At 61.9% G+C, this 13,428-nt stretch carries 15 protein-coding genes; 9 read left to right on the forward strand and 6 right to left on the reverse strand.

The genetic code is table 11. From position 1 onward, the window contains the following. Window position 1 precedes the first annotated feature (1 nt). Entirely contained in the window at window positions 2–973 is a 972-nt protein-coding gene (locus EM6_RS07650; RefSeq protein ID WP_126421593.1) for a quinone oxidoreductase family protein, read from the forward strand. Here EM6_RS07650 and EM6_RS07655 read toward each other — a convergent pair. Continuing rightward, a complete protein-coding gene (locus EM6_RS07655) occupies window positions 970–1,554 on the reverse strand; it encodes a pyridoxamine 5'-phosphate oxidase family protein (RefSeq protein WP_126421595.1) in 585 nt (194 codons plus the stop codon). The genes EM6_RS07650 and EM6_RS07655 overlap by 4 nt on opposite strands. Window positions 1,555–1,675: 121 nt before the next feature. On the opposite strand from EM6_RS07655, the gene EM6_RS07660 reads away from it, so the two are divergent. Then, window positions 1,676–2,062 carry an OsmC family protein gene (locus EM6_RS07660; protein WP_126421598.1) on the forward strand — a complete coding sequence of 129 codons (387 nt, stop codon included), beginning with the start codon at window positions 1,676–1,678 and terminating at the stop codon, window positions 2,060–2,062. A gap of 232 nt (window positions 2,063–2,294) precedes the next feature. Here the strand turns inward: EM6_RS07660 and EM6_RS07665 are convergent, their stop codons facing one another. Then, the gene (locus EM6_RS07665) at window positions 2,295–2,969 is read right to left on the reverse strand and encodes a TetR/AcrR family transcriptional regulator (RefSeq protein WP_232037022.1); all 675 of its coding nucleotides are present in this window, start codon (window positions 2,967–2,969) and stop codon (window positions 2,295–2,297) included. A 439-nt stretch (window positions 2,970–3,408) separates the two neighbouring features. On the opposite strand from EM6_RS07665, the gene EM6_RS07670 reads away from it, so the two are divergent. Together EM6_RS07670 and EM6_RS07675 are read left to right on the forward strand one after the other, a co-directional pair. Continuing rightward, window positions 3,409–3,609: a twin transmembrane helix small protein gene (locus tag EM6_RS07670; RefSeq protein ID WP_126421602.1), complete on the forward strand. Its 201-nt coding sequence runs from the start codon at window positions 3,409–3,411 to the stop codon at window positions 3,607–3,609. 7 nt (window positions 3,610–3,616) lie between these two features. Beyond that, the gene (locus EM6_RS07675; protein ID WP_126421604.1) at window positions 3,617–4,186 is read left to right on the forward strand and encodes a cob(I)yrinic acid a,c-diamide adenosyltransferase; all 570 of its coding nucleotides are present in this window, start codon (window positions 3,617–3,619) and stop codon (window positions 4,184–4,186) included. Between the two features lie 171 nt (window positions 4,187–4,357). Here EM6_RS07675 and EM6_RS07680 read toward each other — a convergent pair whose 3' ends face one another. Next, complete coding sequence (locus EM6_RS07680; protein ID WP_126421606.1) at window positions 4,358–4,672, reverse strand: hypothetical protein; 315 nt, start codon at window positions 4,670–4,672, stop codon at window positions 4,358–4,360. A gap of 203 nt (window positions 4,673–4,875) precedes the next feature. Between EM6_RS07680 and EM6_RS07685 the strand changes: the two genes are divergently transcribed. From EM6_RS07685 to EM6_RS07705, 5 genes are all read left to right on the forward strand, one after another. Beyond that, window positions 4,876–5,622: an electron transfer flavoprotein subunit beta/FixA family protein gene (locus tag EM6_RS07685; RefSeq protein ID WP_126421608.1), complete on the forward strand. Its 747-nt coding sequence runs from the start codon at window positions 4,876–4,878 to the stop codon at window positions 5,620–5,622. Further along, window positions 5,622–6,554 (forward strand): electron transfer flavoprotein subunit alpha/FixB family protein, encoded by a 933-nt coding sequence (locus EM6_RS07690; protein WP_126421610.1) that lies wholly within the window; start codon window positions 5,622–5,624, stop codon window positions 6,552–6,554. The genes EM6_RS07685 and EM6_RS07690 overlap by 1 nt, the downstream gene beginning before the upstream one ends. Before the next feature lie 260 nt (window positions 6,555–6,814). Continuing rightward, complete coding sequence (locus EM6_RS07695) at window positions 6,815–7,693, forward strand: 3-hydroxybutyryl-CoA dehydrogenase (RefSeq protein WP_126421612.1); 879 nt, start codon at window positions 6,815–6,817, stop codon at window positions 7,691–7,693. A gap of 7 nt (window positions 7,694–7,700) precedes the next feature. Continuing rightward, window positions 7,701–8,159: a hypothetical protein gene (locus EM6_RS07700; RefSeq protein WP_126421614.1), complete on the forward strand. Its 459-nt coding sequence runs from the start codon at window positions 7,701–7,703 to the stop codon at window positions 8,157–8,159. Continuing rightward, window positions 8,156–9,334, forward strand: a complete 1,179-nt coding sequence (locus EM6_RS07705; RefSeq protein ID WP_126421616.1) for a DUF418 domain-containing protein — start codon at window positions 8,156–8,158, stop codon at window positions 9,332–9,334. The genes EM6_RS07700 and EM6_RS07705 overlap by 4 nt, the downstream gene beginning before the upstream one ends. A 21-nt stretch (window positions 9,335–9,355) precedes the next feature. Here EM6_RS07705 and EM6_RS07710 read toward each other — a convergent pair whose 3' ends face one another. The 3 genes from EM6_RS07710 to leuA all read right to left on the reverse strand — a co-directional run bounded on the left by EM6_RS07710 (window position 9,356) and on the right by leuA (window position 13,309). After that, window positions 9,356–10,189 (reverse strand): chorismate mutase, encoded by an 834-nt coding sequence (locus EM6_RS07710; protein ID WP_126421618.1) that lies wholly within the window; start codon window positions 10,187–10,189, stop codon window positions 9,356–9,358. A 234-nt stretch (window positions 10,190–10,423) separates the two neighbouring features. Continuing rightward, window positions 10,424–11,476, reverse strand: a complete 1,053-nt coding sequence (locus EM6_RS07715; RefSeq protein WP_126421620.1) for a DUF2125 domain-containing protein — start codon at window positions 11,474–11,476, stop codon at window positions 10,424–10,426. Window positions 11,477–11,635: 159 nt separating this feature from the next. Next, window positions 11,636–13,309 (reverse strand): 2-isopropylmalate synthase, encoded by a 1,674-nt coding sequence (gene leuA, locus EM6_RS07720; protein ID WP_197723567.1) that lies wholly within the window; start codon window positions 13,307–13,309, stop codon window positions 11,636–11,638. Window positions 13,310–13,428 lie beyond the last annotated feature (119 nt).

Here is a 13,428-nt window from a genome sequence, read left to right on the forward strand (position 1 = left end):
TATGACCACAGCCATTCGGGTGCATCAAACCGGCGGACCGGAGGTTCTCAGCGTCGAACAGATCGAGGTCGGCGATCCGGGGCCCGCTGAGGCGCGGGTGCGTCACACTGCCATTGGCGTCAACTTCATCGACACCTATTTCCGTTCGGGGCTCTATAAGACCGCCCTGCCCTTTGTGCCGGGGAATGAAGGCGCGGGCATTGTCGAGGCGGTGGGCGAAGGCGTCGATGTCGTCAAACCCGGCGACCGGGTGGTCTATTCGGCGACGCCTGGCGGCTATGCGCAACAACGCCTGATCGCTGCCGACAAGCTGATCCCCATTCCCGATGGCCTTAGCGACGAAGTGGCGGCGGCGGCCTTTCTCAAAGGATTGACCGCGCAGTATCTGTTGCGCCGCACCTTTCGCGTCGGGCCGGGACATACGATCTTGATCCACGCGGCGGCCGGGGGCGTCGGGCTGATCGCCGGGCAATGGGCCAGGGCGCTGGGGGCCACGGTGATCGGCACCGCCGGTTCTGAGGCCAAGATCGAACTGGCGCGCCAGAATGGCTACGAGCACCTGATCAACTACCGCACCGAAGATTTCGTCGCGCGCGTTCTGGAGATTACGGATGGCCGCAAGGTCGACGTGGTCTATGACTCGGTGGGCAAGGATACGTTCGACGGATCGCTGGATGTGCTCAAGCCGTTGGGCCTGATGGTGTCGTTCGGACAGTCGTCGGGCGCCGTGCCGCCGGTCGATATTTCGGTGCTGAATACGAAGGGTTCGCTGTTCCTGACGCGGCCTTCGGTGTTTGGCTATAACCGCGACCGGGCAACGCTACTTGAGTCCGCTGCGGACCTGTTTGACGTCATCCTGAACGGCAAGGTCCGTGTACGGATTGATCAGCGTTTTGCGCTGACCGAGGCGCGCGCGGCCCACGAAGCGCTGGAGAGCCGCGCCACCACCGGCAGCACCTTGCTTATCCCTTAACCCACTGGATCGCGCGGCGTGAGGGCGAGCGGATTGGCCTTATGGTCTGTGTGCGGAGCCAAATCGGGAATGTCGAGATCGGCATGGCCGTGGTCGCCGGGGTCAGCGCGTTCGCCCGTGGCCAGGGCCTGAAGGAAGGCGATGCCGGCCGCAATCAGACCGGGGCTGTCCCAGAATTCGGCCTCGCTGGCGTCGAACCGCAGCAGGCGCAGGTTGGGGTCGTCCTTGCCGCCGGGGAACCACGCCTTATCGGCCGCCGACCACAGTTCGTCGATAATGGCCGGGTCGCGACTGATGCTCACCGTGCCGTTCAGGGCGACATAGTTGTGACCCTTGGGGTCGGAAAAGGTCAGCAGCGCTGCCGGATTGGCGTCGATTTCCGCCATCTTTCCCGTGTCGGCCCCGGTGAAAAACCACAGCACACCGTCAAAGGCCTTGTCTTCCGGGCGGCGGATCTGCGGCATCATGGGCCGCGCGTGCAGCAGGCCGGTCACGGCGTGCGTCGCCAGCATGGCCACCTTGGTGTCCTTGATCAGGGACCAGATGCGTTCGCGGGCCTCTTGGCCATACAGGGTCGTCATGAGTTTACCTCTTGGGTTTACCAGCACCCCGCCGCTGTTCTCCATTTGCGATGCGCGCCCGTAAAATAGCCATAGGAAGAGCACTTCGGCGGATATAGTGTTGCCGCAAAGGAGACCCTCCATGGCCCATGCGCGCGCCCATATCGGCATCGCCGACTTTCTCACCACCATCGAAACGGGCGGACGCAGCCTCAGCGCCGATGAGCCCGAAGCGCTGGGGGGCGGCAATGCCGGGTTTGCCCCCTACGACCTGCTGCTGGCTTCACTGGCCGCCTGTACCTGCATCACGCTGCGCATGTATGCGGCGCGCAAGGGCTGGCCGCTGGAGGCGATTGATGTCGAATTGCACCACGCAAAGGACGACAAGCGCTCAAAAATCACGCGCGTCCTGACCCTGACGGGGGCGCTGGATGAGGCCCAAAAGGCGCGACTGGCCGAGGTGGTCGAACGCACGCCGGTCACCCTGACGCTCAAGGAAGGGGCGGATATCGCCACCACGTTTGAATAACCGACGGACGCCGATAGCCTCAGCTTCCTAGCCGGTCTATATCTATGGTCGTTGGTAAGATTAGAGCGATATGTCGAAAAGTGTAAGCGATTTTCGACAAAAATATCGCGACAAAACAAAAGTTTAGAGGGGAATGGCGCTTCCATTTGGAATCATTCCGCTCAAGCGTCAGACATAAAAAAGCCGCCAGAGAGACCCCGGCGGCTTTTTTATGGGAGGAGAGAGGATTGGCTTACGCCGCCTTCAGGCCAGACACGATCAGTTCGATCTGAAAGCGCAGACGCTCGCCCATCGAGACGAACGCCTGCCCGTCGCGATGGGCGCGGCGCAGGTTGGAGAAGGTGAGGTCTTCGATGATCTCGGCGCCATGCTCGATGTCGGCCTTGGCTGGCAGTTCGTTTTCGCTTTGGGCGTGGCGCAGGGTCTCCAGAATCACCTGGCGCGTCATGTCGGTGAGGCTGGCGATATCGGCCAGACCGGCATTGGCTTCGGTGTCACTGGTCTGACCGCTCCAGTTCATCACGAAGGCCGACAGGATCAGGCGCACATTGCCCTCTGCCGCTTCATAGGCCGCCATAAGCTGACGGTGCAGACGATCGGCCAGCGGGCGCGTCGTGTCGTGCGCGTCGATGGCTGCGGTGATGACGCGTGCGGTTTCTTCTTCGACGACCTTCACGAAGATCTCGTTCTTGTCGGCGAAGTTGGCGAAAACGGCACCCGTGGACAGACCCGCTTCGCGCGCGATGTCGCGTAAGGTGGCCGCCTCATAGCCGCGCTCCCGGAACAGAGCTTTGGCGGAGGCAAGGATTTTGAGACGGTTCAGTTCCTTGGAACGCGCGCGCGCGCCCAGAGGCAGTGCCGTCTCTTCCTGAGTGAGTTTGTCTTTCAGTTCATACGCCTGATACATGTTCATTTATCGAGCTGTGTTGAGGGCGGTGCGGGCCGCCGGATGGAACCTGTACCCATAAACGGGGTAGGGTTTTAGGGAATTCAATGGGTTACGCGGTTTAATACCTATCGGGTCTGTAGGGCAAGCCCCAAAGGGCGTTAACGCAGGGAATTCGGTGAGAAACGCGTACCACACCCGTAGGGGTGAAGTCTGATGTATCCATAACGAGAATGATCGTTCATTCCGTCGTATACAGAACTTCATTACGCCGAAAAACAGGCAAAAAATAGACCTGACCTCTAAAAAAGTGTAACCCTGTAACATGAAGTGGCCTGTCCGGAGAATTCCTCGGGTGCGTTGTTTTAAACAACACGCATGACGATCTGGATTTTTTGGCGTTAACATGGTTGATACAGGCCGGTTATTTTCTCAAAGCCTGTTGCTGAGCGAGCCTGCGATGAGCACTTTTCTTCTGATTGCCGCCTTGCTGGCGATGTTTGCGGTCCTTGTCGTGCTGGGCATAGGCGTGTTCAGCCTCTATCGCGGCGGCCGGTTTGGTGAGCGCTGGTCGAACAAGCTGATGCAGTGGCGCGTCATGCTTCAGGCGGTGGCCATCGGCCTTCTGTGCCTGCTGGCCTGGTGGAAGACGGGGCACTGAGCCGTCTATGGTGAAGCTCAACAGGATTTATACGCGCACCGGCGATGACGGAACGACGGGTCTGGGCGACGGCGCGCGGCGACTGAAAACCGATGCGCGCGTCGTCGCCATGGGCAGCGTCGATGAAGCCAATGCGGCGCTGGGCGTGGCGCGCCTGTTCGCGGACGGGGCGGTCGATGCCCTTCTGGCGCAGGTGCAGAACGATCTGTTCGATCTGGGAGCCGATCTGGCCGTCCCTGAGGACGGTCAGCCCAAGAGCTGGACGCCGCTGCGGCTTGATGCACAGCGCGTGGAAGCGCTGGAACAGGCGATAGATCGCTATAATGGCGAGATGGCGCCCCTCAGTTCCTTCATCTTGCCGGCCGGGTCGCCGCTGAGCGCGCATCTGCATCTGGCTCGCACGATTGCGCGGCGGGCCGAGCGCGATTGCGTGGCGCTGACGCAGTTGGCGGATGAGGTGGTGAGCCCACCGGTGACGACCTATCTCAACCGACTGTCGGACCTGCTGTTCGTGCTGGCGCGCCACGCCAATGATCAGGGCCGCGCCGATGTGCTATGGGTGCCGGGCAAGGTTTAGGACTTTGACCGCGAAAAACACGAAAAGCACAAACTTCTTTGCGGGGATAGTCCGCATACAGCGCGGTAACACTCAGTGTGTGGGAAGCGCCGTCAAGGCCCTTCGGGCACAAGCCGTCAAGCACACACCGTTCGTGTTTTTCGTGTTTTTCGTGTTTTTCGTGGCTAACTCTTATTTTGACGCACTTGCGGCCGAAGCCGCCGGCTGATCCAACGGCCTGGGCGAGCCATTGGACGCGCCTTTGGCGTCTTCGGTCGGCCACAGGATCTTTTGCGGCTCACCCGCCTTACGTTTGGTCAAAAGCGGTAGATAGACCGGCGTTTTGCACGCGCGGTACTTGTCCGACCACCACCCGCCATTGGCCTCACACTTGCGGCGCGGCATTTCGTACAGCGCGCCATAGACCAGAATGCCGATGCTGGCCACTATGAAGACCCCCAGCGCGATTAACTTGACGCGAAGGATAAGATTTTTGTCGGTTTTCATACGGCAGGCTTCCGCAACGGCGCGATCAGTTGAGTGCCCGTTTCCATGCCTTCAAACCGCGCCACAGGCAAGTGAAATGGTTGCCGTTGAGATCGGAAAGCCAATAAAATGCGCGGGTTTCCGCCACGACACCGATTGACTTTGAGGGGCAGCGGCGTCAGTAAACGTCATCGAATTATAGCTTGCTGCGAGGAAAGCTCACCATGAAGGTACTGGTACCCGTCAAGCGGGTGTTGGACTACAATGTCAAGGTCCGCGTCAAGTCTGACCAGACCGGCGTCGATCTGGCCAATGTCAAGATGGCCATGAACCCCTTTGACGAAATCGCCGTCGAAGAGGCGGTGCGCCTCAAGGAAAAGGGCACGGTGACCGAGATCGTCGCCGTCTCCATCGGCGTCGCGCAGTGCGAGGCGATCCTGCGCACGGCTCTGGCCATGGGTGCCGATCGCGGCCTGCTGATCGAAACCGATCAGGACCTTGAGCCGCTGGCCGTCGCCAAGGTGCTGAAGGCCGTAGTGGCTCAGGAAACGCCGGACATCGTGCTGATGGGCAAACAGGCCATTGATGGCGACAACAACGCCACCGGCCAGATGCTGTCGGCCCTGCTCGACTGGCCGCAGGCGACCTTTGCCTCGAAGGTGGAGATCGCAGGTTCCGAAGCGCTCGTCACCCGCGAAGTCGATGGCGGTCTGCAAACGCTTGGCGTGCAGCTTCCGGCGGTCATCACGACCGATCTGCGCCTCAATGAGCCGCGCTACGCCTCCCTGCCCAACATCATGAAGGCCAAGAAGAAGCCGCTCGATACCAGGGCACTGGCCGATTACGGCGTCGATGCGGCGGCGCGCCTGACGGTGGTCAAGGTCACCGAGCCGGCCAAGCGGTCGGCGGGTATCAAGGTCGATAGCGCCGATGCCCTTATCGCTAACCTCAAGACGGCAGGAGTTCTCTGATGGCGGTTCTGGTTATTGCCGATCACGACGGCGCACACCTGCGCGACACGACGCTGAAGGTCATCACGGCGGCGCAAAAGCTGTCGGGGGATATCGACGTGCTGGTCTATGGCGAAGCGTCTGCCGTGGCCGCTCAGGCCGCTGCGGCGGCGGGCGTGCGCAAGGTGCTGACGGCCGAAAGTGCCGAGCTGAAGGCCGACATTGCTGAGGCCGTTTCGGCCCTGATCGTGTCGCTGGCCGGTGGCTATGACGCCATCGCCCTCCCGGCCACGGCTTCGGGCAAGAATGTCGCGCCGCGCATCGCCGCCGCGCTCGACGTTTCGATCATTTCCGACGTCATCGAAGTGGTGGCGGGCGACACCTTCGTGCACCCCATCTATGCGGGTAATGCGCTGGAAACCGTTAAGACAGTGGACGCCAAGAAGGTGTTGACCGTGCGTCCGACGGCCTTTGCGCCGGTGGCGGCGACAGGTGGTTCGGCGGCGGTCGAAGCCGTGGCCGTTCCGGCGGTGACGCTGAAAACGCGCTTTGTGTCGGACGAAAAGGTCGTCTCGGATCGTCCCGAACTGGGTGCGGCCAAGGTGGTGGTGTCCGGTGGCCGGGCGCTAGGTTCGGCCGATGAGTTCAAGGCCGTGCTGGAGCCCCTGGCCGACAAGCTGGGGGCCGCGGTTGGCGCCTCGCGCGCAGCGGTCGATGCAGGCTATGCCCCCAATGACTATCAGGTGGGGCAAACCGGTAAGGTCGTGGCGCCTGAGCTCTACATCGCCGTCGGTATTTCGGGCGCTATCCAGCACCTGGCCGGTATGAAGGACTCCAAGGTCATCGTCGCCATCAACAAGGACCCGGAAGCCCCGATCTTTCAGGTCGCCGATTTCGGTCTGGTCGAAGATTACAAGACCGCCGTCCCGGCTCTGGTCAAGGCGCTGGGTTAAACGCTGTTCTATACCTCCCTGGCTATGCCGGGGAGGGGGACCGCACGAGCCTGCGAAGCCGGTGAGATGTGGTGGTGGGGTTTCTTTTTTGAACTTCGTCACTGTGTAAAGGGACGTATAGCCAGATACCCCACCACCACGCCTTTCAGGCGCGGTCCCCCTCCCCAACAAGTTGGGGAGGTATAATTTTTTCTGGGCCCTTGATTACCCGGTGGGGCGGTTTAAGCTCCTGCCCTAATAACAAGTACCGCGGGTTCAAAATGACAGAGATCAAAGTCGTCGGCGTTATCGGGGCAGGGCAGATGGGGTCGGGCATTGCGCAGGTGTGCGCGCAGGCAGGCTACGACGTCTTCCTCTACGATCAGCAGGCCGCCGCCATCGCCAAGGCGATCGAAAAGATCAACAAGGGCATCGCCCGGTCGGTCGAAAAGGGCGTCATCACGGCTGAGACAGGCGCCAATGCGGTCAAGCTGGTCAAGCCGGCGGCTATGGCCTCGGAACTGGCCGACTGCGATCTGGTCATCGAGGCGGCGACCGAAAACGAAGACATCAAGAAGGCCATCTTCCAATCGGTGTCCGAACACCTGAAACCCGAAGCCATTCTGGCGTCGAACACCTCATCCATCTCGATCACGCGACTGGCCACGGCTTCGGATCGTCCGACGCGCTTTATCGGCCTGCACTTCATGAACCCGGTGCCGATCATGAAGCTGGTCGAAATCATCCGCGGCATCGCCACCGAGACCGACACCTATGAGGCGGCAGTGCGCTTTGCCGAAAGCCTCGACAAGATCACCGCCAATGCGCAGGACTATCCGGCCTTTATCGTCAACCGCATCCTGATCCCGATGATCAACGAAGCCATCTACACCCTGTACGAAGGGGTGGGGACGGTCGAAGCCATCGACACGGCCATGAAGCTGGGGGCCAATCACCCGATGGGGCCGCTGGAGCTGGGCGATTTTATCGGTCTGGATACGGTGCTGGCCATCATGAACGTGTTGTATGACGGCCTGTCGGATTCCAAGTACCGCCCCTGCCCGCTGCTGGTGAAGTATGTTGAGGCCGGCTGGTATGGTCGTAAGACCGGGCGCGGCTTCTATGACTATCGCGGCGAAAAGCCGGTTCCGACAAGGTAGGTTTCGCGTGCTCACGGCCCGCCGCCCGCTGTTCCTGTGGTTTAGTCTGGCGCTGCTGGCGGCGGCGATCCTGCACGCCTGCGTGTGGTTCGCGGCGCGCGTCTTTGCGGCGCAGGGCCTTCTGGCCGCCAGTGAAGGCGCGCGTCAGATGGGCCTGTCCCTGTTCTGGATGGTGTGCGCGACGTCCCTGTGGCTCATTCAGGGGCCGAAGAACCGCCTGCACGCGGTCGGCCATGTGATCGGCTGCGCCTTCCTTGTCTGCTCCTTGGGGTCGGTCATGGCCTTCAGCAACCTGACCCTCAGCCAGAATTTCGAACTGAGTTTCAGCAATCTGCTGGTCTTTGCGCTGGTGGCCGTGCCGATGGTCGCCAGTCAGGTCCTGCTGGCCGTGCCGTCCGCCGTCGTGTTCCAACTGATCCTGCTCAAGAGCCCGCCGCAGGTCGCAGCCGAGGCCCCCGCCGCATGAGTGCCAAGCGCTATCCCGCCCTTGACTATATTCGCGGGTTCGCGCTGCTGGGCATATTGATCGTCAATGCCCCGGCCTTTGGCTGGCCGCTGGAGGTCTATATGAACCCGGCGCGTGCCACGATCCCGTTGAGCGACCCCGACCGTCAGGCGTGGTGGGTCATCCATACCTTTTTCGAGTCGAAATGCCTGACCCTGTTTGCCATGCTGTTTGGCATCAGCCTGTTTCTGGTCGGGCAAAAAGACGACCCGGCGACTCCGGTGACGCAGACCGTGCGCTTTCGGCGTCTGGTCTGGCTGGCCCTGATCGGCGTCGGCCACGGCGCGGCCATCTGGGTCGGCGATATCCTGCTGATGTATGCCCTGTGCGGCCTGTTCTATATCCTGACCGTTCGCACGCCGCATCTGTTGCGCTGGGGGATTTTCGCCTGGGCTCTTGGCGGCCTTATGGTGGTGGGGGCCGGGTTTATCCTGAGCTTTGTGCCGCGTGAGCAACTGGGCGAGGCCCTCAGCGGCAGTGACGGCCTGAGCTTTGCCGAAACGATCCGCCTGATGCAGGGGACGTTTGCCCAATCCCTGCACGCCAATTTCGTCATGTGGGCGATGAGCATATTCTCTCAGATCGCCGTCTTTGCGCCCAAGGTCATCGGCCTGATGATGATTGGTCTGGGCCTGTTCAAGGTGGGCTATTTCGAGGCGCGCCGCACCCTGTGGCATCTGTTGGCGATCATTATAGGCACGGTGGCGCTGGGGGTCATAGGCTGGCAAAACCTGATCATCCTGCGCGAAAACTTCCCCGAGCCGGAAATCTATGGCTCGCACCGCGCGGCGGCGGAGTTCCTCAGTCTCTTCGTCAGTCTCGGCTATGCCAGCGCCCTGATGCTGCTGAGCCGCCTGCCGGTGGCGAAGGGCGTGACCGCCCTGCTGAGCCCGGTGGGACGCATGGCCTTTACCAACTATCTCAGCCAGTCGCTGATCATGACGGCGATCTTCTATGGCGGGCGTGGGCTGGGCCTCTACGGGCAAGTATCGCTGTCGCAGATGGTGCCGATTGTGGCCAGCATCTGGGTGTTTCAGATCGTGGTCAGCAGTCTTTGGCTGCGCGCGTTCCGCTATGGCCCGTTTGAATGGGTGTGGCGCTGCCTCAGCCACGGGCGCTGGGTGGCCCTTCGCTGAACTCCGTTTCCGCACGTCGCTCTAAATCCGCGGCGACGTTCCGATCACGCCGGACAGCGACCCCAGCGCCTTTTCGGCCTTGGGGTCGAGGCGGCTATCATCTTCCTGCACAAACCCGGACAGGCCAAACAGCTTCATCCCGCCGGTCGAGCCCAGCCATTCGGCGGCCAGCCCGCGTTGCCCCAGAAGCTCGGTCAGGACGGCTTCGGACAGACGGCTGTCCGTCACCCAGTAACTGACGTCATCGCCCGTCGGTTCGGGTTTCAGGGCGGCAATGGCAAAGCCCTTCGGGCGTTCCGGTGTGCGTTCCGGCAGGGCGCAGATGACCCGCACCTGCGGCTCGGCCAGCAGGCGCGCCCACCAGGCGCCCGCGCGCGGATCAAGGCTCAGGATACCGATATGGCGGGGGTCGCGGGCGGCGGCGATGACCTGCACCGGCTCGGCCAGACCGGCCTCAGAGGGGGCGGCGCCAAAGCGTTCGCGGCTCCATTTGACCAGTTGCGCCGACGAGTCACCCGCCCAAAAATCAAGGTGAAGACCACCCTGATCCTCACCTTGAATGCGCAGCGATTCCGAGATCAGTTCGCGCCAAATAGCGACCACGGCCGCATCCGAAGCGGCCACGCGCGGCTTACCCGTCAGCTTGCGCAGCAGCATGGCTTCGCGGTCAGGGCGCAGCAAGCAGGCATTGGCGTCACCGCCTTCGCGCACCTTGGCCGCTGCAATGTCACGCGCCAACGCCGAACGCTCATCGACCAAACGCAGAAGCTCGGCATCAATCGCGTCGATCCGTAGTCGCAACTCAGTCAGCGACAGGGGTGACGGTGGGGTTTGCGCGCGGGCATTGAGGGCCAAGCTCGGTCTCCGTGACCCGGTGACGGCATTGCCGGTGGGGTCTTTTCAAAACTATACACAGCCGTCCCTTTGGTTTCCAAAGATACCAAAGTGTAGCTCTGCCAATTACAGTACAAAACGATATTTTTTACAATATAAAGCGGAATGATTTCTCATGGAAGCATTCCGCTCAAGCCGCCATTGAGGCGGCGGCCAAGGTGGCGGAGACCGCACCCGGCGAGGGGCAAAAAAAGTCTAGCGAATAACCGGTGCCGCCGCCACGCGCAGCGGCCCGACATAGACCCCACCCTCACGGAAGACGAAATCGAGCTTCACCGGCTTGTCCGCCGTCATTTTTGTGCCGACAAAGGCGCGCGCCAGCGGTTCGTATTCCGCCGAGATCAGCCCCGCCCCCAGCAGAAACGCAAACGGGTCGCCCGTGCCCTTGACCTCCAGCCCCAAAGGCCCGCTGAGCGCCAGATTGGGGTCGAGCAACAGGGCCTCGGAGCGGCCAAACACCTCAAGCTCCCCCACATGCAGAGAGGCCTGTACCTGACGCACGGCCCCGCCGGCCTCGCGCCAGCCGTTCAGATCGCCACGGAATTTGGAGGCCTGCGCCATGCGCCCCTGAAAGGCCATGTCGAAATTCTGCCCCTGCCCCAGCCGCCCCAGCAGGCTCTGCGGATGCGCCTGAGCGCCCGACGCGCGCCAGATGAAATCGACCGTATCCACCCCGTCCTTCGTCGGCGTCACGCGCCCTTCAAGGCGCTGGGCGCTTTGCAGGACGAAGGGGTGTTCGGGTTTCGACGGCGTGAAGGTGGCGTTCAGCCCCTCAAGGCCAATGGTCTGTAACGGCTGCGTCCAGCCCGACACGCTGACGCGCAGGGCGTCACCGGTGACGGCGACCTGCCCCAGATCGCTCTGATCCGCCCCCTGCCCGCGATAGAGCGTCAGGCCTTTGGTGGCGACAAACATCCATTTGTCGAGCGCGAAGGCCGAGGCCTCGGCCTCCAGCGCCGGAACCGCCAGCCCCTTGCCATTGGGCGCGATCAGCCGCACGTCTTTGAGCTGAAGGAACATGCGGAAGGGATAACCCTGCACCCGGAACGGCGCGTGGGCGACTTGATAGCCTTTTGACGTCAGAGTCTTCGCCTGCTCGGCCAGCCGGGTTTCAATCTGATGCGCCGTGTAAAACCAGTAGCCGCTCCACAGCAGCGCCGCGATCAGGAACAGCCCGATAGGCAGGAACAGACCCAGCCGCGAGTGCTTATTTTTGGGTTTGGCAACGTCAACCTGATTTTCGGCCATGAGGGCTCCGTTCAACCCCCTCTCCCTTGAGGGAGAGGGCTGGGGTGAGGGGGAAACCGGCGCGGGGAAGCCCCCTCACCCGGCCCTTACGGGCCTCCCTCTCCCTCAAGGGAGAGGGGGTCTTACCTGTTAACCCAAACTTACAAGGCCTGAGGCGTTTTACAAGGCATTCGCCGCCGAAAGGATCGCCTTGACCGAGGCCGTGGCGCTATCAACGTCCATGCCGACACCGAAGACCTTACGATCATCGGCGGTACGGCATTCGACATAGGCCACGGCCTTAGCGTCCGTACCCCGGCTCAGCGCGTGTTCGTGATAGTCGAGCACCTCGATCCCCAGCGCATAGGCGGCATTCAGCGCATCGACGGCGGCGGCCATCAGGCCATTTCCGCGCCCGGTGACCGGAGTTTCGATGCCGTCATGGATGATGCGCCCGGCAAACAGGCGATCAACCCCCGCCCGGCGCGCCCCGGAGTCGATATATTCGACCAGCTCGTATTTCGGTGTGCCCTTGAGGTAGTAGGCGTCCTCAAAGGCGTGCCAGATGTCGGCCGCCTGCATCTCCTTGCCCGTGGCATCGGCGATTTCCTGCACCTTGCGCGAAAAATCGACCTGAAGGCGACGCGGCAGTTTCAGCCCCTTGTCCTGCTCCAGAATCCAGGCGATGCCGCCCTTGCCCGACTGTGAGTTGACGCGGATGACGGCCTCATAGCTTTCGCCCAGATCGGCCGGGTCGATGGGCAGGTAGGGCATTTCCCACACGCCGTCATTGCGCGTCTCATGCACCGCAAAGCCCTTCTTGATGGCGTCCTGATGCGAGCCGGAAAAGGCCGTGAAGACCAGTTCACCGGCGTAAGGGTGGCGCGGGTGCACGGGGATATTGTTGCAGTGGATGACCGTATTGACCACCGAGCGGATGTCCGAAAAATCAAGCTCAGGGCTTACCCCTTGCGTATAGAGATTGAGCGCCAGCGTCACCAGATCGACATTGCCCGTGCGCTCGCCATTGCCAAACAGGCAGCCTTCGATGCGGTCGGCCCCGGCCAGAATCCCCAGCTCCGCCGCCGCAATGCCCGTGCCCCGGTCGTTGTGCGGATGCAGCGAGATGATGGCCGACGAGCGGCGCGTCAACTGACGGCAGAACCATTCGATCTGATCGGCATAGATGTTGGGCGACGAGACTTCGACCGTGGCCGGCAGGTTGAGGATGACCGGCTTTTCAGGCGAGGCCTCCCACACATCCATCACCCGCTCGCACACCTCGACCGCAAAGTCGGGCTCGGTGGCCGAAAAGGTTTCCGGCGAATATTCAAACGACCATTCGGTGTCCGGTTGCTTCGCCGCGCAGTCCTTGATCAGTTGCGCCGCCTTGACCGCAAGCGCCAGCACGTCCGATTTTTCCAGCCCGAACACCACGCGGCGGAACAGGGGCGAGGTGGCGTTATAGAAGTGGATACAGGCCTTTTTGGCCCCTTTCAGCGACTCAAAGGTGCGCAGGATCAGGTCTTCGCGCGCCTGCACCAGCACCTGAATGGTCACATCGTCGGGGACGTGATCTTCCTCGATCAGCTTGCGCACAAAGTCGAATTCGATCTGGGATGCCGAAGGGAAGCCGACCTCGACCTCCTTGACGCCGATCTGCATCAGCGTCTTCCAGAAGCGCATCTTCTTTTCGACGTCCATCGGGTCGGCCAGCGCCTGATTACCGTCGCGCAGATCGGTCGATAGCCAGCGCGGCGCCTTTTCGATGGTCTTCGACGGCCAGGTCCGGTCGGACATGTCGAAGGGGAAGACGAAGGGGCGATACTTGCTGGCGGGATTTTTGAGCATCATGTCAGGTTACTCTGCACGGCGATTTTGCGCGCACTCTTAGGCCGTGCCGGACGGGGGGTCAATGCAGTGTGTGACTGAAGCCCTCCCCACCACCATTCGCTTCGCTCATGGTCCCCCTC

It is taken from the genome of Asticcacaulis excentricus, from assembly GCF_003966695.1.
Taxonomy (GTDB): domain Bacteria; phylum Pseudomonadota; class Alphaproteobacteria; order Caulobacterales; family Caulobacteraceae; genus Asticcacaulis; species Asticcacaulis excentricus_A.